The organism is Pseudoalteromonas sp. MSK9-3 (assembly GCF_003590335.1).
GTDB lineage: Bacteria > Pseudomonadota > Gammaproteobacteria > Enterobacterales > Alteromonadaceae > Pseudoalteromonas.
Map to the genome: position 1 here is coordinate 1 of NZ_MIET01000070.1, position 20,801 is coordinate 20,801.

Sequence of the window (20,801 nt, forward strand, 5' to 3'; positions counted from 1 at the left end):
GCGCCGCGTTGCTCTTCAATATAAGCCACTTCATTAAACTCTTTATGAGTATCTAAGCCAATGAAAAGTATGTTATGTTTAGTCATGCTAGCCTCTGCTATTTAGTTATTTGACAAACTAAGTATGGCTCTGGCTTTAAGCTAACCCACGAAAATGCGGAGGCTAGCACCGTGTGGGAGTCATTATGTCTATGTGTTTAGGAGAGTCATGAGCAAGTATCTCGTATTTTTATTAACGCTGCTTTTTTCATTTTTTTCAAAAGCAGATTATGAAATTACTTTAGAGTGTGACCATCAAAAAATGGCATCAGTGGATCCTCATAAGCATTATTTAGTTAGGTTAGCTGATGTAAGGGTAAACCTCATGCATCAAACTGCAGGGGTTAACTTGGATAAATTAGACTCGTTAATATTTGATACCCTTGACTCAATAAATAATCTAGGGTGTTACTCTGATAATTTAGATAACTTAAAAAAGTTAAAGTCTCATTATCTTCAAAAATCGCCTAACTTTCATAAAATAGTCGAGTTATTAACTGATATGGGTGCGTAAACACATAACAAATAAGGATAGGTGTCGCGCAGCCGACACCTTATCTGGGTGTTGAACAAGCCCGAAGTGAGTTTTATAGCTTATTTATAGTAAATAGTGATGAATATATTTTTCTATTTGTAGCGGCGTTCATTTATTTTAGCCGAGTGGATGCACTTCTTGCGTTCAGAAGTTAAATTAATATATCTATATCAATTCGTTATTTTTTGCGCTTCATCTCCTCTGATTGATTTAAGCCATTATCTTTTTTCCTGCCCATGATAATCAACTCGGTCGTGACATAATTTTAACTGACACCCATCCAAAATTGACGCTTTTTCATTCATCACCTATTTTTTAAATTCAGCTTAAAAGATAGGCGATTTCCGTATGGCTACAGCACGCAAAAGGCAAGTGAGTTTAACTGATACCAAATACTACCATTGCATTTCACGCTGTGTCCGTCGTGCCTATTTGTGTGGTGAAGATAAGGTAACAGGGCAATCATGATAATTTTAACTGACACCCATTCAAAATTGACTGTTTTTCATTCATCACCTATCTTTTTAATTCAGCTTAAAAGGTAGGAAGCTCATTCATGGCGACAGCACGAAAAAGACAAGTGAGTTTAACCGACACCAAATATTACCATTGTATTTCACGGTGTGTTCGTCGTGCGTATTTGTGTGGTGAGGATAAGGTAACAGGGCAATCGTATGAACACAGAAGAGGTTGGATAGAAGCAAAGCTGCTGGAGCTTGCAAAAGTATTTTGTATTGATGTGTGTGCGTATGCGGTGATGAGTAACCATACTCATATTGTGCTTTATGTAGATGATATAAAGTCTAAAAGACTGAGTGATAAAGCGATTATTATCAGATGGCATAAGCTGTTTAAAGGTACCATACTGTCTCATAAGTACCTTCAAGGTGAACGGCTAGACTCAGCGCAGCAATACTTTTTAAACAGAGACATTGAACAATTTAGAGAACGCTTATCGAGTATCAGTTGGTTTATGCGGGTGCTGAATGAAAGTATTGCCCGAAAAGCGAATAAAGAAGATAACTGTACAGGCAGGTTTTGGGAAGGCCGTTTTAAATCACAAGCTTTACTTGATGAAGCTGCACTAGCAGCCTGCATGGCGTATGTTGATTTAAACCCAGTTAGAGCCAAAATGACTGAGACACCCGAAGCGTCAGACTACACCAGTGTTAAAGCACGCTGTGAACATGCCAAAGAAGGCAAACAACCTAAACACTTAGCACGTTTTGCAGGCAGCCCCAGAAAACATATGCCTAAAGGTTTACCCTTTGAATTAAAGTCATACTTAGAACTGGTAGAGTTAACAGGTCGATGTATGCGAGCTGATAAACGCGGTGCTATCAACCCCATTAACTCCCCAATTCTAGACAGGCTCAACATCTGCCCAGAAAACTGGTTAAAACTCACGACCCAATTTACCAAAGTATTCCATGGCGCAGTAGGTCGGCCTCAAAAGCTTGATAATTATTGTGCGAGCCTAGAAATAAAACGGCGGGCTAATTATAAGCAGTGTGAAAAGTTACTGGCTTAACTTTTAGGCCACCAAGGTAATCTCTATATAACCAATACAGCATGGTTTGGCGGGTTAGCCGTGGCTTATTGCTGGGGATGAGTTCAGCTTTTCTCTATTTTTGAGCTTATAGCACATGTAGTTAACTCAATTTTATTAACTTGATGATATCTCAGGTTGAACATTGCCTGCTTATTGGTTTTAGTTTTTGAATGGGTGTCACTTGCTTGTTGCTCTCGTCAAGCCCGGATATATGTCAGAGCAACGCTTTATTGCAAATGGGTCAAACGTCAAACAGTGGCAGCGACGAAATGAAAAAACGAGGTAGTTTATTCTACCCCGCCAGAGTTATTTTTTTGACACACTGTGAGTGTCCATATATGTCATTGTATCTTTTTATTGCTGGGGATGAGTTCAGTTTTTCTCTATTTGGGAGCTTATAGCGCATGTAGTTAATTCAGTTTTATTAACTAGGCGATATTTCAGTTTGAACATTGCCTGCTTATTGGTTTTAGTTTTTTGAATGGGTGTCACTGTTTCTCTTGTTGTCACTGTTTCTCTTGTTGTTGCCAAAGGGTTGTTTTTTCGAACAGCGGACGCATATTATTAATATCATTTAAATGGAGTTAATTTTATGCACCAATTACTACTTATGCTTGGAATAATTTTTTCAACCTTGATGCACAAGCCAAGTAAATTCTTTAGCTGTTTTATTTGTCTTAACCTCGTAGGGCTTGCAGCCGTATTATCTTCCTTTTATTCGCCAATTTTTCACATAATACCTAGCTTTGTAACCGAGTGGTGGACTCAAGGTACTTATGAAAATTTTCCAATGTACTTAGTACTAGCTAGTTACTCTCTTCTTATATTTGCCTTTATCTGTCAAGTTAAAGCTTTGGCTTTTGAGTGTGCTGTTTATATTAAGAATAACTTTAATAAAAACATGCCCTTGCTTTAAAAGACAACTAACACATATGAGCCTTAACTCTGTCAATAGGCACTGATGTTCTTTTTGGCCGTTTTTATAAGTGACGGCCAACTCTAAATCAATAAACAAACTCGTTTATTTCGTCTGTCGATGTGGCAGTTAAGCAAGTTGTTTACGGCAAACACATAGTGAGGCTCTCTTATTGCGATCTCATAGCTGCCTGCTTTTGTCCACTTCCTTATGACTTAGCAGAGGCATTATGCCTAAAAGGATTTAGGCATTAGAGCGAAGCAGGATGTCAGAGCCGAGACATTCTTCGGTTAACCTCATCATGGCACTATTCAAGGCGGCTGGTTTCATCATTGTGATCCAGTAAGTTTCAGGCTCAAGTCAGGTGTAAGCGACTTTGCTTATTGTATTAATGCACGCGTACTGAGCGTCTAAGCAAGCCAAATGGCTTAGGTCGTTAGGCATATGATCAGGTTATGGCTTAATGGCTATTCACTCACCTAATTGATTGATGCTCAGCCTTTTATCCAGTTAGACGTTCAGCTCACTCAGTACCGTGACTAACGCTGTAAGAATCGTGGACTTCCCAGCTTTCACTAAACAGTTTTTAATTCACAATAATATCTTTTACTTTTATTACTAAATGCACTACTGTAATCACATAAGTTGGTACTACAGCTAGTAATGGATTACTACATCGACTGGTTTTCAGTTGAATATTTACGCTAAAATAAGGATATAAATATGTCAGACGTCAATACACTTAAAAATATACCTCACTTAAGTACACTCAATTTTGTATTGCTGGCTAATTTTAACTGATGGCTAATTTTAACTGACACCCATTCAAAATTGATTGTTTTTCATTCATCACCTATCTTTTAAATTCAGCTCAAAAGATAGGCAATTCTCTCATGGCTACAGCACGTAAAAGACAAGTGAGTTTAACGGATACCAAATACTACCATTGTATTTCACGGTGTGTTCGTCGTGCCTATCTATGTGGTGAAGATAAAGTAACAGGTCAATCGTATGAGCATAGAAGAGGCTGGATAGAAGATAAACTACTTGAACTTGTCAAAGTATTTTGTATTGATGTGTGTGCGTATGCGGTGATGAGTAACCATACTCATATTGTGCTTTATGTAGATGATATAAAAGCTAAAAGGCTGAGTGATAAAGCGATTATTATCAGATGGCATAAGCTGTTTAAAGGCACCATATTGTCTCATAAGTACCTTCAAAGTGAACCACTAGACTCAGCACAGCAATATTTTTTGAATAAAGACATTGAACAATTTAGAGAACGTTTAGCGAGTATCAGTTGGTTTATGCGGGTACTGAATGAAAGTATTGCTCGAAAAGCGAATAAAGAAGATAACTGTACGGGCAGATTTTGGGAAGGGCGCTTTAAATCACAAGCTTTACTTGATGAAGCGGCACTGGCGGCCTGTATGGCGTATGTTGATTTAAACCCAGTTAGAGCCAAAATGGCTGACACACCCGAAACCTCAGACTACACCAGTGTTAAAACACGCTGTGAACATGCCAAAGAAGGCAAGCAACCGAAACACTTAGCACGTTTTGCAGGTAGCCCCCGAAAGCACATGCCCAAAGGTTTACCGTTTGAATTAAAGTCCTACTTAGAACTGGTAGAATTAACTGGTCGATGTATGCGAGCAGATAAGCGAGGCCACATCAGCCCAGTTAACTCCCCAATTTTAGAAAGACTAAACATCGCCCCAGAAAACTGGCTAAAACTCACTACACAATTTACCAAAGTATTTCACGGCGCAGTAGGGCGACCTAAAAAGCTTGATAATTATTGCGCGAGCCTAGAAATAAAACGGCGAGCTAATTACAAGCAATGTGAAAAGTTACTGGCTTAACTTTTATACCATCAAGATAATCTCTATATAACCGATACTCCATAACTTGGCGGCTAAGCCGTGCCTTATTACTGGGCATGGGTTCAGTTTTTCTCTATTTTGGAGCTTATAGCACATGTAGTTAATTCAGTTTTATTAACTAGACGATATTTTAGGTTGAACATTGCTTGCTTATTGGTTTTAGTTTTTTGAATGGGTGTCACTGTTTCTACTGTTGGTAAAAGATGATATTGAAGAAAGGCTCAAAAATAACATAGATATATTGCTCGAATATACAGACTTAGTAACATATTCGCACCTTAACACATATGAGCCTTAACTCTGTCAATAGGCACTAATGTTCTTTTTGGCCGTTTTTGTAAGTGACGGCCAATTCTAAATCAATAAACAAATTCGTTTATTTCGTTTGTCGATGTGGCTGTTAAGCAAGTTACTTACGGCAAACACATAGTGAGGCTCTCTTATTGCGATCTCATCGCTGCCTACTTTTTTCCATTTCCTTATGGGTTCGCAGGGGCACTATGCCTAAAAGGATTTAGGCAGTAGAGCGAAGCAGAATGCCAGAGCCGAGACATTCATCGGTTAACCTCATCATGGCGCTATTCAAGGCGGCTGGTTTCATCATTGTGATCCAGTTAGTTTCAGGCTCAAGTCAGGTGTAAGCGACTTTGCTTATTGTATTAATGCACGCGTACTGAGCGTCTGATCAAGCCAAATGGCTTTGGTCGTTAGGCATATGATCAGGTTATAGCTTAATGGCTATTCACTCACCCAATTGAGTGATGCTCAGCCTTTTATCCAGTTAGACGTTCAGCTCACTCAGTACCGTGACTAACGCTTTAAGAATCGGGTTTCATCGAATACAGTCTCTTTTTTAAGCATATAGTAAACACATCGACCAAGCTTATGCGCCAGCGCTGACAATGCTTTGGCTTTACTCATCCGCTTTTGTAATTTCTCAAGGTATTTGGTGGCGTTATGATTATAATTTTAGCTGACACCCATCCAAAATAGATTGTTTATGTTGTGTCTTTCCTCTTGGATGTATCGAACCCGTATTCGGAAATATCACAGTGAATAAAGGGATGAATAAACTGACCTTACGAGGACAAACGAAAGTGAATGCACAATGGCAGCTGTATTGTCTGGTACATAATATAGAAAAGCTACAAAACAGGATACATTAAGAAGAGTAGAGCCATTTTAACCAAAATAAAGCCACAAAGGGCCGCTGTTAAGAGCGATAAAATCCCCCTCAAAGCACATAATGAAAATCAAAGTGAAAAGCTTCTAAACGATTGAATCAAAATAGGATCTCGGCTATGGTTGAGGCATCAATAAAAATAAATTAAAACGGGTAATTCTACAGGCTCGTTATGTGACTCGGATAGTTTGTCGTAAATAAATATATAATTAATGGAATATCTATAAATGAATAAATTGAGTAAAGAATATTTAGCTGAATGTAAAAATGCTCTTAATATGGAGCAAACTCACAGCCTATCAATAACAGATAATTGGGCGCATGTTAATAGAGAACTTGTCCATCAAGACTGGGATATTCTGTATAAAAAATTAGCAGGGTACGTTGATGAAACAGCCGTTGATAATGAAAGTGTTCAAGCATTAATGCAAGAACACTTTGAAATAGCTTGTCGTTTTTATACCCCATCCAAAGAAGCATATATAGGCATGGGAATATTTTATAAAGAAAATGACGATATGAAAAAGTTTCATAATTCGTATCACCCAGAAATGGTTAATTATTTAGGTGATGCAATTGTCCATTACGCAGGTAGCCATTTATAAAATCACATAACAAGTTGCTTAAATGCAAAAAAAAGGAAAGTCCAGTGAAACTCTTCGGTCGTACAACATCTTTTAATGTACAAAAAGTGCTTTGGTTACTAGAAGAATTAAGTGTAAATTATGAGCATGTAGAACTTGGTGGCCGTTTTGGCGGTTTGGATGATAAAGACTTTATTAAGTTAAACCCAATGAAAAAAGTGCCAGTTCTAATTGATGGTAATAAATCCGTTTGGGAATCGCACACTATTTTAAGGTATTTAGCTACGTGTTATGGCAATGAAAATTGGTATCCCGCATGTCCTTATGAACGCTCTTTAAGTGAACGATGGTTAGATTGGTCGCAGACAGTTTTTCAGCCAGCGTTTATGGGAACATTTTGGGGTTATTACCGAAAACCAGAAAATAAACGAGATATGGAAGCGGTAAATAGAGACTTGGATACTTGTATAAATTGCTTACAGGTCATTGAAGAGCAATTGAAACAATCTGAATATTTGGCAGGTAAAAACATTAGTCTAGCCGATATAGTAGTAGGTGCTGTTATCTATCGATTAGTTTCACAAGGATTATCTTTAGAATTGCCTGATTTAGTAAACAGGTGGTACGACAAACTTAGTAAACGCCCCGGTTACATAAAATGGGTAATGAGTGACTTTACAGAGCTTAAAGCCAGAGAGGATTTTTAATATAATCGGGTAGCCGGAGGTCTCTAACCTCCAGCCCCCACACAACCCATCATGCGGGTCCGCAATGGGCGGTTCATCTCCCATAATGAATATTGATCCAAATATCTCTCAATGACACTAAACCTTGTGAAGCCAATGAATTTTAACTGACATATATGGACACTCCCAGTGTGTCAAACAAAATAACTCTGGCGGGGTAGAATAAACTACCTCGTTTGTTCATTTCGTCGCTGCCACTGTTTGACGTTTGACCCATTTGCAATAAAGCGTTGCTCTGACATATATCCGGGCTTAACTGTTATTTCAGTACTCCTAATGAGCTTCGAGCAAATACACCCAAATTTGAAAACACCCAACCGGTTTATATACCGTGCCTTTGCCGGGTTTTGTAAACGCAGACTACGCTTCTCTTCATCTAAACGTAGCAAATAATGAAAATTTAATAGCAATTACTCTTGGTGCCCTTTGGGTTGAACACTTCTTGTCTTGTAAGTAATTTTTACCAGATTATGAAGCTACTTACCCGCCAGTATATCTAAACATGTATTGAATGATTTTCTATTAAGTTATGTTATCCCTCTCGAATATCCCAATGAATCACGAAATTGGGAATCTGACTATTCTCGATTTCGGGAATTTAACGATTTCTAGTATTTTAATTATTTTAAGTTTCTGTTATTTATCAAGTTTAATTTTGGTATCACCCTTGCTACTAAAAGGTATCAACTGAAAAAGGTACCAACATATGGATAAAGTACGTACACACACAAAAAAGAGGTTTAGCATTGTACCTGTCGGTATTGTGGTTGTGGTCGTCGTTTTGGTTTTGAGCCAGATAAGCGAGGCTTACTTTGCTGCAAAGCCCAATGGCCAACTTTGGCGTGAAACTGTCGTTACGCAAGATTTACAGTTACAGGTGAAGGGATTCGGCAGCTTACAGTCTAAGCAGCAGCGGTTTTTAACTGCGCCGTATAGTGCTGTTGTTGAGCAGATATTTATAAAACCAGGGTCGTTCGTCACAAAAGACAGTGTGATTGCTAGGCTAAGCAACCCAGAAGTCGCGCAAGCAGTATTGCAAGCCACAATGGCCTACAATGCTCAGCAAGCGGTACTCGGGCAGTTGGCATTAAAACAAGAACGAGAAGTACTGGCAGATCAACAATTATTGCAAGAGTTAGAAGTGGACTTGCAAGTGGCTAAGTCTCGGCTTAATGCTGAGCAGGGGCTGGCAAAGCAAGGGGTTGTATCAGCGCTTGATTTGCTTGATAGCCAAGCAAAGGTTGATAAGCTGACAATTCGTTTACAGCACCTAGAAAATAAACAACAAAAAATTGTGCACTTGCATGCACAAGCTATTCGTATTGAGCAGCAAAAACTGAATGAAAAAAAGAGTTTAAGAGAGCTCGCAGCTTCGCAAGCACAGCGCTTAAACGTTGTGGCGGGTATCGATGGTATGTTGCAAACATTACCGATAGAAATGGGCCAAAGTCTCAGTATGGGGTCACACATTGCTTTGGTAGGCAGCACTGATTCATTGGTTGCGTTGGTGAAGGTACCACAAGGTCAATTGCAAGGGCTGGATATTGGTATGTCAGCGGTTATTGATACACGAGGAGGCGAAGCTCAAGCCACTGTAACACGGATAGATCCGGTTGTTGCGGACGGTCATGTTGAGGTGGAATTAGACTTAGTTGGCGCGTTACCAAATAATGCGCGGCCATCGCTTAATGTGGCTGCTGTGATCACGCTCGGTGCGTTACCACACACTTTGACCATTCCTATGCCTGTGAACGCAAAAGCACACACCAGAATACAGCTATATAAGGTGGCAAAGAATGGTAAAACAGCCACAAAAACATGGATCACATTAGGTAAACAAAGCGGGCAGCGTGTCCAAGTACTGTCAGGTGCTCGCCAAGATGACGAGCTTATTTTATCTGCAATGGAAAAGCAGGCAGCACACACCATCGAATTAAAACTATAAGGTAGTAAGTATGACAACTTCAACAGCAAAAACCGTGAGTATTTCGTTAAAGAATTTAAGCAAAGTTTACGTCACAGAAAACATTGAAACGCATGCCCTACAGAATATAGAGTTGGATATTTACCATGGTGAATTTGTGTCTATCTCAGGCCCATCTGGGTGTGGTAAATCTACTTTACTGTCGATACTCGGCCTACTCGACTCACCCAGTGAAGGTCAATATTTGATTGAAGGTGAAGCCGTAGAAGGCTTAAATTTAGATCAGCGTGCTGAGTATAGAAATCTTAAAATCGGTTTTGTATTTCAGTCGTTTAATTTGATTGATGAACTAAGTGTGTTTGAAAATGTTGCGCTGCCATTGCGATATCGTGAGCCTGAGCTCGCTGAGGCTGATATTACCGCGGCCGTAAAGCAAGCCCTTACCCAAGTTGAAATGGGGCATCGCGCAGAGCATAAACCTAACCAGTTATCTGGTGGCCAACAGCAACGAATCGCCATTGCCCGCGCACTTGTTGGCGATCCAACCATTTTACTTGTTGATGAGCCCACAGGAAATTTAGACTCACATAATGGTGATGCTGTAATGGGATTACTGCGTACTTTAAATCGTCAAGGTACGACGATTTGCATGGTGACGCATGATCCAAGATATGCAAACTTTGCCTCAAAACAGTATCAGTTATTGGACGGGGAAATTGTGACAGTACCCAGCTTGAGTGAGGCAATATAATGAAAATAGCATCACATTTTAAGCAAGTAATGCATGGGCTGCAGAAAACCCCCGGCTTTACGCTCATTATGGTGTTCACCTTGGCGCTTACTTTAGGTGCACTATTGGCTGCGTTTAACCTTAATCAGGTTGTATTGCTTAAGCCGTTACCGTACCAAGATGCGCAACAGCTCTATGTATTAAAACAAAACTTACATCAAAATGGCGTAGACAATATTGGGGGGCAAGGAGAGGGTGGCCAAATTGCGATGTATCAAGCGTCTAAAGCCGCGGGGTACGAGTCTACTATGTTGACACAGCGACGCGGCCGCATCACCAGCCGTGCTGACAAGCCGGTTGAAGTTGCGATGTATGTAAGTCATGAGTACTTTCCATTACTGGGCGCCAATCTGATTTTGGGCCGTAATTTTACCCCAACAGAAAAAATCACCAACGCTTTGCCCGAAGCCATTATTTCATATGGTATGTGGCAATCGGATTTTGCAGCAGATGAGCGTGTGATTGGTAAAAGTTTAGCGTTCAACGGGGTGAGCTTACAGATTGTGGGCGTTATCCATGATGATTTTCGCGACCCAGAGCCATTGAGCTTCTATGGTACAAGTCGCTTATATTTACCTATGGCACAAGCTGGTATTAGCGAAAATGAGTTTCGTAATGCATCGCGTAATTTAGTAACTATTCAAAAAAATGATCCTTTGAAGCATATTTCAGAATTAACAGGGCTATTAGATAGCGCTTTAAAGAATGCCGTGGCTAATAGTGACTTTGCGGTTGATTTTAAAGACTATGAATATCGAGCGCATTTAGAGCCCTTACCAGCTGTTATAAAAGGAGATAACCCAATTATCTCTTTAATGGTGTTAGCAGGTGCTATTGTATTGCTCCTTATTGCGTTTGCTAATATTGTAAATTTGTATTTATCACATGTGATTAAAAAGCAAAGTATGCTAGCAATTAGTGCCAGTGTGGGAGCTAAACCTAAGCATATTTTTAAACACTTATTTGTGGAAAGCCTGCTAATTACATTGAGCGCTACCGCGTTTGGGTTGTTACTTGCTGCATGGCTATTGGTGTTAACACAGCACTTAGCGCAAGGCTCAATTAACCGACTTGATGAGTTAGGGATAAACTTAATAACGGTATTGTTTGCGGTGGGTATCGCTGTTGTATTGTCGTTTATACTTGCGTGGGTAGGCAGCAAGAGCATTGACCACGAACAGTTAAAACAACAACTGACGAGCAGCGGAAAGGGGACGCAAAAGCAAATTTCTGCCACATTACGTAAAGCGTTGGTGATTTCTCAAGTTGCATTGACTGGATTGATGTTATTTGCCACATCAACGGTGTTGCAATCAACACTTAAAATGGCCACCAAACCTTTGGGCCTGAATGTCGAGAATATATATAGTTTACAAATAGAAGCCGGCGATAATTACCCGTCACGTGAGGCGAAGTTAGTACTTATAGAGCAACTTAAGCAACACTTTCTGGCATTACCTGAGGTAGAAGCTGCGATAAAAAGCACCATATCTCCCATTCGTAAAGGTGACTTTTCTAGCCCATTTACCGACTCACAAGGTGAGCGCTTAGGCTTATTTGGGTTTAATACGGTCGGGTTAGATTATTTCTCAGTACTAGAACAGCCAGTATTGTACGGGCGAACATTTACGCAGGCCGATATTGAAGATAAAGCCAAGGTAATGTTAGTCAGTCGCGCTGTTGCACTTGAAGCCTTTGGTAAAGAAAATGCGGTGGGTGAGTCTATGTTTTTCTCGCCAGAACAAGGGTTTAAAATTATTGGTGTGGTAGACGATCATTATAATGCATTTACCGAGTCAAAATATCAAGGTGTCACCTATTTTGCTATGAGCCCGATGCGTTTAAATCTGATGGTTAAGGTGTCAGATAAAGCGAGTTTTACCCAAACGGATATTGTGAGAGAAGTAGAGCGAGTCGATGCAAGTTTAGCCATACTAGAATTTTTAGATGTAGAGCAAACCAGCCAAGATTTAGTGTTTAAATATCGTTTGGCTGCATGGTTAAGTGGATGTCTAAGTGTATTAGCATTATTTTTGGCATGCGCTGGCATTTATGGCGTAGTCTCATATGGTACGCAAATGCGCCGATTTGAATTAGGCGTTAGAATGGCGGTGGGTGCCAAACCTAAACGTATCATTAAACTGGTTGTCACCGATGCGTTTATCCCTTTGTTAATCGGCATTGGGGTGAGTTTACTCATTGCGGCAGGCGTATATCATTATGCATATCAATACAGTAATTTGATCCCAGCGCCCGATCCTTTACAAGTCACCATGTCATTGATATTGTTACTCGGATTCTCATACATGGCTTGTATAATACCGGTAAAACAAATACTTAAATCTGACCTTGTGGCAGCTTTAAGAAATCAATAAGGGCGCGCTGTTGCAGTGCCCCGCAGTGCAACAGCGAAAAAACCATGCAAAAAACACTATTAATAATTGATGATAAAGCCGATGTAAGACTATCAGCACGATTCTTACTGGCAAATTATGGGTATGATATTTTAGAGGCTGATTCTCCTTTATCTGGCCTTACTCAGTTGCATGAAAATCACGTTGATTTGGTATTGCTTGATATGAACTTCGCATTTGATACCACGTCAGGTGAAGAAGGCTTGTTTTTCTTGCGTAAATTAACCGATTTACCAATGAAACCTGCGGTAGTTGCGATGACTGCATGGGCAAATACGGAGCTGGTGGTCAAGGCGTTACATTATGGCGCTCACGACTTTATCGAAAAGCCATGGGATAACGCGCGATTAGTCCAGGTGATTGAAAATGCGCTTAAACTGTGTGGCTTAGACCATGAGAATACCGCCTTAAAGCAAACTCTTGCCGATAATGTGCCCGATATTGATTTGATTTGTCATTCTTCGGCGATGCAGCACCTAAAGCAGCAGCTCGATCAGGTTGCACACAGTAAAGCAAATATCTTATTTACGGGTGAAAATGGCACGGGTAAATCTACGCTTGCTAACTATGTGCACCAATCATCAAATATGGCGGGCGAATTTGTTGAAGTGAATATGGCCGCGGTGCCAGAGTCACTTTTTGAAAGCGAAATGTTTGGTCATACCAAAGGGGCATTTACCGGGGCCGATAAAGCGCGAATTGGGCGGTTTGAACTGGCAAAAAATGGGACCTTGTTTCTAGATGAAATAGCAGAAACACCCCTAACTCAACAAGCTAAGTTACTTCGGGTGCTAGAAAGTGGGCACTTTGAGCGGGTTGGCAGTAGCCAAACTCAATATGCTAAACCCCGCATGATCAGTGCAACTAATGCAGACATGGCATCGCTTATTGAGCAAAAATATTTTCGACAAGATTTGTTTTATCGGGTAAATACCATCACCATTGAGGTGCCTTCTTTAGCGCAACGTCATGCAGATATTCCAGCGCTGGCTGAACAGTTTTTACAACGCCATCAACTGGCACATCATAAAAAAGGCTTGAGTTTTTCTGCATGTGCTTTGGCTGAATTACAGCGCTTTAAATACCCGGGCAATTTGAGAGAACTTAGTCATATTGTTGAACGTTTGGTGCTTATGACCGTTAAAAGCCATATAACGCGTGATGAGGTTGTAAACTTGTTGAACCACTCTGTGCAACAGGTTCAATTTCAGCAAGGCACTTTGCCTTTGATGACGTTCGCACAAGCAGAGCGCATGTTATTAAAACACGCGTTAGAGAGCACGTCTGGACAAACAATAGAAGCTGCCGAGTTATTGGGGATCAGTAAAAGTGCTATTTATCGGCGATTAGAAAAGTACGATATTTCTGCGAAGGACTTTGTGTGAGTAAAGTACGTTCACAGGAACGGCTTTTTTGGCTTGTGCTAGCAGGTAATTACTGCCTGTTAATGGGTCTAATTATGTGGCTGACATGGCAAAACAGCCACAATGTACTTTATATGGTTACTGTGTGGATGTTGCTATCTCCGTTATATGTCGGGGTTGGGGTGTATCTCAAAGGGCGTTTTTTTGCGCCTTATCGTGCAATGCAGACAATGATGGATGCCATTCGTTTTTCTGATACCAGCATAAAAACAGTACCAGAATACACTGAGGGGATTGCTGCGCAGCTTCATAATGAACTTCTCCACATTAATACGCTTTTTAGTGTATGGCATACCGAACAAAACCGGCATGCGTTATTGGTCAATGAATTATTACAGGCACTGGATAATCCAATTTTAGTTGTTAACGAAGACTTTAAGTTAACGATGGGTAATAGCGCGTTATCAGGCTTTTTAAAATGTGATTGGCGGTTAAAAAAGTTTGAACACCTAACGGCACTTGGCTTTACGGATCATCAAGGTAAGTGGGGTTTTCGTGATGAGACAATTGCAGCGTCGCATCAACTCAGGCGCAGTGAAATTAGCCTTAATGGTGCGCGGCATCAATTATTGTTAATAAGCAATATTCAAGCAGAACTGAAAGAGTCGCAAAGTGAGGCTTGGCGGCAATTAGTGAAAGTACTGAGTCATGAAATTAAAAACTCACTGACGCCAATTAAGTCAATTGCACAGACTTTAGTACAATTTTCGAATGATAATGAACAGCAGAAAATGCTGGCTGTTATTGTCGATCGCAGTCAGCATTTACAGCAGTTTGTTGCTAATTACGCGAGTTTAGAACAAAGCATTATGCTCAAAACAGCAAAGGTCGAAATTGCTCCGTTGTTTTTAAGGGTGCGCCAATTGCACCCTGAGCAAAATATCGAATTAGTTATTAACGTAGAGCAGTGGCAATTTGATCCTATTTTGATTGAGCAAGTGTTAATTAACTTGCTAAAAAATGCCTTGGAGTCATGTAGCGCTGGCGGCATAGTTGCCAATATTAAGGTCAGTGCGCAAAAGGAGGGAGGATCTTTATTGATGAAGGTGGAGGATAATGGCATCGGCATTACACAAGTCGATAATTTGTTTGTGCCTTTTTACACAACTAAAGCCGATGGGCAAGGCATTGGTTTAGTGTGGTGCAAAAAGGTGGTAGATCAACATCAAGGGGCTTTGACGTTGACCGCCCTACCAGATGGTGGGGCGGCCGCATGCATCAAGTTAGTGTAAGCGATTAACGGATCTGAAATTGCTGCTGATCCGCGCTGGCATCGTACTGCCATTGATATGTCATAGGTGTTGTACTGCTATCATACATCCATACTTCAGCAACGAGCATCATGTCGCTACGGCTAATGGTTAACACAGTATTGAGTGGTGCATTGGTTAGTGCTGTTCGCAGTACACAATTATTACGATCAGCTTTGCTTTCACCTGCTAACTTTTGACATATGTTCAAATAAGCACGTTGATCTTCTAGTTTTAGGTCTACATCAATGAGCAGTGAAAACTTAGTCGATAAATCAAACTCAGTGTCGATGACGAGATCTGCCATAGATGTTTCATCAGGGGTTGGCGTTTCTGGTGTTGTGCCTGTATCGGGGGGGGTTACAGTGTCTGGTGGCGTAACTGGATCTGGGTTTTCTACCACAGGGCTTGTCACGGGAGCCGCGCTGACTTCTTCACCACCGCCGCCACACGCACTTAAGAAACACAGGCTAAATAGAGTTACAGTTAATTTATTCATTATTGTGCTCCTGATGTAATAACTTTGCTAAGTTGTGGTTCACTATACCAAGTAATACTGTTTTTACCTGCTGAGGTGGCGAATGCCGCAAATTTGGGGTAAGCATTGGTGATGTCAATGGTTTCAATTGGGTGCTTCCACGCGGCACCAATTTCCATTGCCCAAGGGAGCCCAGATGTGGTTTGAAAATAGCTATTAGCCGCTGGGTTTGAGGCATCATCGCTGCCAGACACACTATAAAGTTCATTTGAAAAGGCCTCGGTGGGCGCTCTATTTTTCAAATGCACTTCCCAGCTTCTTTTATCAATACTATTCATAAAATCACCATGGAAGTGATCAGCACTGGCAAAAATAAATGGGTCGAGTACATTGGCAGGAGAGTCTGCGAGCGCTTTGGGCGCAAGCAGTGGAATAGTCATTGAAAATGTCACTTTTGTTCCACTTTGACAATTGGCCTCGGTTCTAAAGTATTGGCACCCGCCATTCTTTTGCACATAGTCCCATACATCTTCCATCACGATTAAAATGGCATCGCTGCGGCCTGCTTCTAATGGCGATGTTTCTTGTACAACGCCATCAATGGTAAAGCTAATATTGGCTTCATCAATTTCATTACGGCTCACTCTGCGTTCGGTAGAGGCATTGATCTGATCGTACAATCTAACTGCAAAACCATTATGGTAAGTTGCACCAACACCAATGATCTCACCTTCTAATCGGTACCCTACAACTGCACCATTTTCTTTATAGCGTGTACTACGGAAGTGGGTCACTAAATCATTAAAATCATAATCTCCCGCAAATGGCCATTTGTCTTCATAAGACAGGGTTACCCAATCGTTTTCACTGGGGTAGGCATCACTTGCATAAGTGGTAATTTCATAGTCTTCGACTTCTCCGCCAGATACCCCACCTGTTGCACTGATATTTGAGGCCTCAGAGCCGTCGGTGACACGAAAGCGGGCCCAAGTGTTACCTTCAAGTGTTGTTTCAGGAACAGGAATGAGTAGGCTGTTGTCACCAGCATTAATGGCGACTTTATCGAGCATGGCTTCATCAGCAGAAAAAACCTGATCTTGGTTCCAGTCAAACCAAGCATATAAATAACTATTTTGTGATGCAGTAACAATGATTTGTGTATTTTGCCCGCCAACAAAATCAGTGACAAAAGCCACACCATCATCTGAATTATCAATAGGCTCAGCGGCTAAATCGGCTGCGGTATTAATGTTTTCACCGTCAACACTTGCACCTAGGTAAATAAGGTTTTCACCATCATCATTCGGATCGTATAAATGACGCGGACCGCTGTCTGCAAGTGTGGTGGCATAGCCGTTTGGTGCATCACCAAAGTCGATGGAATTGTCTGTGACTTTTACTTCAGCAATCGCGCAGCGCGCGCCGTCATTTTGCCCTGATTTAGGGCCGCTGGTAAAAACGGCTGCTGTTGGAGTATATCCAACAACTGGGCTGACCGATAAGTCAACTTTGTGTATTTTACCGCTTTTATTATTACTGGCATAAAATTGGCCATTAACATCAAAATAAGTTGCGCCGAATGCGCCGCTGTCCCCTGATGTGTCTAATTGCGTTATAAACGTCGTGGTACCGGTGTCGACGTTGATTTCATGTAAGTTGCCATTAGACTCCATCGCGTACAGTAAATTACTGTTGGGGTGAAATGCAAAGTCAAAAATGTTGAGGTTCCAGTTTTCACTGCCAGTGTAATGAATTGAAGCGATAGATTGCGTTAAATCACCATTAAGTGGAATTTTATAAAGTCCGGAGTTGGGGGTATAAACAAAATAATAGGCTTCTTGGTTTGCGCCAGACCCAGTAACCTGTATGTCACCCACATAAAAGTTGGTGTCAGGTAGCCCGGTTACATCGAGCACTGTCATATCATAATCATTGCCTATTTGTACCACGCGCCCAGGCGATTGTTTGCTATAGCCATACATGTATTGATCTTTATAGTTAAATCCCACCGCGTTTACGCTTGACGTATTAGCCGCGCCTTCTCGGGTTAAGCTTGCTGCGATGGTTGTGGCTTTTGCCGAGACCAAATCAATACCGTACAACTTTGCAACGGAGTCTTGCATTAAAAAGGCTTTACTTGGACAGTTTTCAAATGGGTCGGCTATCGCACTGCCTGACGCGAATAGCATACACATTGTTGCGATGTAAGTTTGTTTCATAATTAAAGGCCAGTTGCATAAGTAATATATACCTGTAGAAGCATGTGATGTTCCAACTTGTAATGTAATGAAAAATAGAGTTTTATATTTTTTCATATGTAAATTTGTTGCATCTTGCAATGACTTATTTGCATATTGCGAGTGAAATTCAATTTGCGGGCGAAGGGCATTGTTGTACTATGCGGTTTTTTGATGTGGCGGTAAGGTGAGCAATGGAATTATCAACGTGGTTGAGTTTGGCATTTATTTGTATGATAGGGGCCATGTCGCCTGGGCCAAGTTTGGCTGTTGTACTGCGTCATTCGTTATATAACAGTGCAAGGCACGGTATTGTTGCCAGCGTTTCTCATGGTGTGGGTGTGGGTGTATATGCCGGTTTATCATTGGCAGGTCTTGCAAGCTTAATTAGTCATTTTCCAATTGTTTATAATGCATTAGTGTATGGTGGAGCCGCATACCTTGCTTATATGGGCATACGTATACTGATGAGTCAATCATCAGGACTTACTGTATCAAATACTCAGGCTCTCACCTCTTATAAACAAGCCGCGCAAGATGGCTTTGCCATTGCTTTTTTAAATCCTAAACTGGCTATCTTTTTCGTGGCACTCTTTTCACAGTTTATAGATCCAGAAGCGATGACGATGACGGTGGCGTTTATCATGTGTGCGACTGTATTGGTGATTGATACTGTGTGGTATTTCATTGTCTCCATTGGATCTGCCAAAGCACGCGATAAATTTGATTTAACCAAAAAGCAAACCGTTATTGATAAAGTACTGGGTGTCGCTTTTTTACTCTTAGCGTTGCGAGTTGTGGTTGGATAGATAATGATAATAGCGATGGTTAGCGCTATTGTTGATTGTAGGACTCAAAAATCGCCTGTTTTAAATGAGCGTATCCATCGTGAATATTCATTATTTCTAGTGCGATGGTGGTGTCATTAATGATGCGGCCCAATGTTACATCAAATCGAACGTTGTTCTGTTGTGCTAGGGTGAGATTGACGGTGACATCTGTAAATTGATTGATCAAACTATGTGCTTTGTAGGGAAATGTGCGTACAACTAATCCAGATAATGACAGAGAAAGTACTTTAAAAGGGCAAGGAAGATGTGATGAGCGTAGCTGAGTATGCTCCAATTCTTTTGTACGCCAATGACGGTAATGATTGTTGATATCCACGATACTGGGTAGCTCGCAGCTTACCGTGAGGTCTCCATCACTTTGAGCATCAATGTGTGCAGGAAAGTACATGAGTTGAGAATTGATTTTTGCTAAAAGTTGTACGTCACTTGCTTTAGAGAGGGTTGATAGCCATTGCTTTAGCTGAGCGGCCTCTGGTTTTGACAGTGTTAGGTCAAATTGTGCTGTACTTTCTTGTTGTACTATTTGTGTTATGAAATCAGATTCTTCCAGTGTAAGTTTCATGGTTATTTATTGCCGATAGAGTGTGCATTAGGTCAACTAATGCACAATTCGTACCGAAAAATAATAGCTTATGTGGTGATTTGGGCTCGTTTCAATAATCTTTTTTTGAGCGTCATTTGTATAAGTACAAAGCTTAATATTGCTTGTAAGAAAACGGTAGCAGCAGAGAGTATCCATACGGTGGTGATGGCCATGTCAGTTTGTGTCACAAAATATACCAACAATATAGAGAATAGGCCTACCCTTACCAATGTGCTAAACAAAGCTGGCCATGTATTGCCAAACGCTTGGAACATGGCAGAGTATGAGAATACGAGGCCAGCAGGTACAAAATTGAACCCCACATAACTTAAAAATGTTGCTGCGACGGCAATAACTGCCGGATCATTACTGAAGGGCGTGAAAAAAAACTCAGGAAAGAAAATACAGGGTAAAGCTAATATAAACATCAATGAGGTAGTGGCGATGGTCGTTACTTTATATGTGGTGAACACACGCTTCATTTTACTGGCTGCATAATTTTGTGCGGCAATCGCTGGGGCGGCAAAAGCAATGGCCATTACGGGTAAAAAGAGTGCTTGCATTATTCGCGAGCCTAAACCAAATCCTGCTTGCTCGTCTGTACCAAACTGACTAAGTGCCCAGTAAATCATCGCCATATATAAAAAGGTCAGCATAAACTCGCTGCCTGCTGGCCCACCAATTTTTAGTATCGATTTAAATATCTGCGCGTTGGGTGTGACTTTTTGTTTGTTTAATTTGAGAATATTTGGCGTGCGTTTGATATACATGATACCCATAACCACAGCTGAACAGGCTGCAATAGAGCTGGCAAACCCAGCTCCCGCGACGCCCATGCCGTTGAAAATACCCATACCAGTGATCAGTATAGGAGACAGTACAATATTTAATAACAACGCAGCCATTTGTATGATCATAAAGGGTTTAACCAGCCCAGAGCCGCGCATAGATGCTGACACCACAGTTAAAATAAACTGCATCGCTAATGAAGGTAAAAACCAATATAAATATGTTAACCCAGTAGATTCAATGGCTTCGGTGGCTGCTAATGCAGAAAAGTAGTGGTGGCCAAATAAGTAACCAAACACACTGATGATTAAGCTGGCAGCTATGCCATAAAACAACGCATGACTATATACCTCACTTGCATGAAGGGGGTCTTTTCGGCCAATTGCATGAGCGACTAAAGTGGCACACCCTACGTTAAATACTTGCGTTAATGCCATCACGAAAAAGAACAAATTACCCGCAGTGCTTACGCCCGCCAGTGCAACATCGCCCAAATGACCGACAAAATAAAGATCCACAATAAAGTATAAGGTTTGCACTAATAAGCCAAAGGCAATTGGCATTGACATATTAAAGAGATGTTTATAAATAGAACCGCGTGTTAAGTCTTGCATAAAG

The 20,801-nt window shown here is 40.9% G+C and carries 15 protein-coding genes and 3 pseudogenes; 13 read left to right on the forward strand and 5 right to left on the reverse strand.

Features of this window, described 5'->3' with window-relative positions:
* Positions 1-207 precede the first annotated feature (207 nt).
* From BGP78_RS20710 to BGP78_RS20730, 4 genes and pseudogenes are all read left to right on the forward strand, one after another.
* The gene (locus tag BGP78_RS20710; protein ID WP_119863170.1) at positions 208-552 is read left to right on the forward strand and encodes a hypothetical protein; all 345 of its coding nucleotides are present in this window, start codon (positions 208-210) and stop codon (positions 550-552) included.
* Between the two features lie 369 nt (positions 553-921).
* Positions 922-1,038 (forward strand): annotated as a pseudogene (locus BGP78_RS20715) (transposase); the annotation flags it as partial.
* A 91-nt stretch (positions 1,039-1,129) separates the two neighbouring features.
* On the forward strand, positions 1,130-2,104 hold the full coding sequence (locus BGP78_RS20720) for a transposase (RefSeq protein WP_119863171.1): 975 nt from the start codon (positions 1,130-1,132) through the stop codon (positions 2,102-2,104).
* A 1,830-nt stretch (positions 2,105-3,934) separates the two neighbouring features.
* Positions 3,935-4,909: a transposase gene (locus BGP78_RS20730; protein ID WP_119863173.1), complete on the forward strand. Its 975-nt coding sequence runs from the start codon at positions 3,935-3,937 to the stop codon at positions 4,907-4,909.
* Positions 4,910-5,740: 831 nt separating this feature from the next.
* Here BGP78_RS20730 and BGP78_RS20735 read toward each other — a convergent pair.
* Positions 5,741-5,893, reverse strand: a pseudogene (locus tag BGP78_RS20735) (IS110 family transposase); the annotation flags it as partial.
* 53 nt (positions 5,894-5,946) lie between these two features.
* Here BGP78_RS20735 and BGP78_RS20740 point away from each other — a divergent pair.
* From BGP78_RS20740 to BGP78_RS20775, 8 genes and pseudogenes are all read left to right on the forward strand, one after another.
* Positions 5,947-6,096, forward strand: a pseudogene (locus BGP78_RS20740) (transposase); the annotation flags it as partial.
* Positions 6,097-6,340: 244 nt separating this feature from the next.
* On the forward strand, positions 6,341-6,718 hold the full coding sequence (locus BGP78_RS20745) for a TipAS antibiotic-recognition domain-containing protein (RefSeq protein ID WP_119863174.1): 378 nt from the start codon (positions 6,341-6,343) through the stop codon (positions 6,716-6,718).
* A 44-nt stretch (positions 6,719-6,762) separates the two neighbouring features.
* Entirely contained in the window at positions 6,763-7,404 is a 642-nt protein-coding gene (locus tag BGP78_RS20750) for a glutathione S-transferase family protein (RefSeq protein ID WP_119863175.1), read from the forward strand.
* A gap of 745 nt (positions 7,405-8,149) precedes the next feature.
* Positions 8,150-9,388, forward strand: a complete 1,239-nt coding sequence (locus BGP78_RS20755; RefSeq protein ID WP_119863176.1) for an HlyD family secretion protein — start codon at positions 8,150-8,152, stop codon at positions 9,386-9,388.
* A gap of 10 nt (positions 9,389-9,398) precedes the next feature.
* Positions 9,399-10,118 carry an ABC transporter ATP-binding protein gene (locus BGP78_RS20760; protein ID WP_119863177.1) on the forward strand — a complete coding sequence of 240 codons (720 nt, stop codon included), beginning with the start codon at positions 9,399-9,401 and terminating at the stop codon, positions 10,116-10,118.
* Complete coding sequence (locus BGP78_RS20765; RefSeq protein WP_119863178.1) at positions 10,118-12,532, forward strand: ABC transporter permease; 2,415 nt, start codon at positions 10,118-10,120, stop codon at positions 12,530-12,532. The genes BGP78_RS20760 and BGP78_RS20765 overlap by 1 nt, the downstream gene beginning before the upstream one ends.
* A 44-nt stretch (positions 12,533-12,576) precedes the next feature.
* The gene (locus BGP78_RS20770; RefSeq protein ID WP_119863179.1) at positions 12,577-13,956 is read left to right on the forward strand and encodes a sigma-54 dependent transcriptional regulator; all 1,380 of its coding nucleotides are present in this window, start codon (positions 12,577-12,579) and stop codon (positions 13,954-13,956) included.
* Entirely contained in the window at positions 13,953-15,227 is a 1,275-nt protein-coding gene (locus BGP78_RS20775) for a PAS domain-containing sensor histidine kinase (protein WP_119863180.1), read from the forward strand. The genes BGP78_RS20770 and BGP78_RS20775 overlap by 4 nt, the downstream gene beginning before the upstream one ends.
* A gap of 4 nt (positions 15,228-15,231) precedes the next feature.
* Here BGP78_RS20775 and BGP78_RS20780 read toward each other — a convergent pair whose 3' ends face one another.
* Both BGP78_RS20780 and BGP78_RS20785 read right to left on the reverse strand, forming a co-directional pair.
* Positions 15,232-15,744 carry a hypothetical protein gene (locus BGP78_RS20780; RefSeq protein WP_119863181.1) on the reverse strand — a complete coding sequence of 171 codons (513 nt, stop codon included), beginning with the start codon at positions 15,742-15,744 and terminating at the stop codon, positions 15,232-15,234.
* Positions 15,744-17,942, reverse strand: coding sequence for an LruC domain-containing protein (locus tag BGP78_RS20785; protein ID WP_119863350.1), 2,199 nt, complete (start codon positions 17,940-17,942; stop codon positions 15,744-15,746). Before BGP78_RS20785 ends, BGP78_RS20780 begins: the two co-directional genes overlap by 1 nt.
* A 212-nt stretch (positions 17,943-18,154) precedes the next feature.
* Here BGP78_RS20785 and BGP78_RS20790 point away from each other — a divergent pair, with 212 nt between their 5' ends.
* Complete coding sequence (locus tag BGP78_RS20790) at positions 18,155-18,769, forward strand: LysE family translocator (protein ID WP_119863182.1); 615 nt, start codon at positions 18,155-18,157, stop codon at positions 18,767-18,769.
* A gap of 25 nt (positions 18,770-18,794) precedes the next feature.
* Here the strand turns inward: BGP78_RS20790 and BGP78_RS20795 are convergent, their stop codons facing one another.
* Both BGP78_RS20795 and BGP78_RS20800 read right to left on the reverse strand, forming a co-directional pair.
* On the reverse strand, positions 18,795-19,373 hold the full coding sequence (locus BGP78_RS20795) for a hypothetical protein (RefSeq protein WP_119863183.1): 579 nt from the start codon (positions 19,371-19,373) through the stop codon (positions 18,795-18,797).
* Positions 19,374-19,441: 68 nt separating this feature from the next.
* Positions 19,442-20,797: an MATE family efflux transporter gene (locus BGP78_RS20800; RefSeq protein WP_119863184.1), complete on the reverse strand. Its 1,356-nt coding sequence runs from the start codon at positions 20,795-20,797 to the stop codon at positions 19,442-19,444.
* Positions 20,798-20,801 lie beyond the last annotated feature (4 nt).

Coding starts and splice junctions, on each gene's coding strand:
- BGP78_RS20710 (WP_119863170.1), top strand. CDS start 208: ATGAGCAAGTATCTCGTATTTTTATTAACGCTGCTTTTTTCATTTTTT.
- BGP78_RS20720 (WP_119863171.1), top strand. CDS start 1,130: ATGGCGACAGCACGAAAAAGACAAGTGAGTTTAACCGACACCAAATAT.
- BGP78_RS20730 (WP_119863173.1), top strand. CDS start 3,935: ATGGCTACAGCACGTAAAAGACAAGTGAGTTTAACGGATACCAAATAC.
- BGP78_RS20745 (WP_119863174.1), top strand. CDS start 6,341: ATGAATAAATTGAGTAAAGAATATTTAGCTGAATGTAAAAATGCTCTT.
- BGP78_RS20755 (WP_119863176.1), top strand. CDS start 8,150: ATGGATAAAGTACGTACACACACAAAAAAGAGGTTTAGCATTGTACCT.
- BGP78_RS20760 (WP_119863177.1), top strand. CDS start 9,399: ATGACAACTTCAACAGCAAAAACCGTGAGTATTTCGTTAAAGAATTTA.
- BGP78_RS20765 (WP_119863178.1), top strand. CDS start 10,118: ATGAAAATAGCATCACATTTTAAGCAAGTAATGCATGGGCTGCAGAAA.
- BGP78_RS20770 (WP_119863179.1), top strand. CDS start 12,577: ATGCAAAAAACACTATTAATAATTGATGATAAAGCCGATGTAAGACTA.
- BGP78_RS20780 (WP_119863181.1), bottom strand. CDS start 15,744: ATGAATAAATTAACTGTAACTCTATTTAGCCTGTGTTTCTTAAGTGCG.
- BGP78_RS20785 (WP_119863350.1), bottom strand. CDS start 17,942: ATGAAACAAACTTACATCGCAACAATGTGTATGCTATTCGCGTCAGGC.
- BGP78_RS20790 (WP_119863182.1), top strand. CDS start 18,155: ATGGAATTATCAACGTGGTTGAGTTTGGCATTTATTTGTATGATAGGG.
- BGP78_RS20795 (WP_119863183.1), bottom strand. CDS start 19,373: ATGAAACTTACACTGGAAGAATCTGATTTCATAACACAAATAGTACAA.
- BGP78_RS20800 (WP_119863184.1), bottom strand. CDS start 20,797: ATGCAAGACTTAACACGCGGTTCTATTTATAAACATCTCTTTAATATG.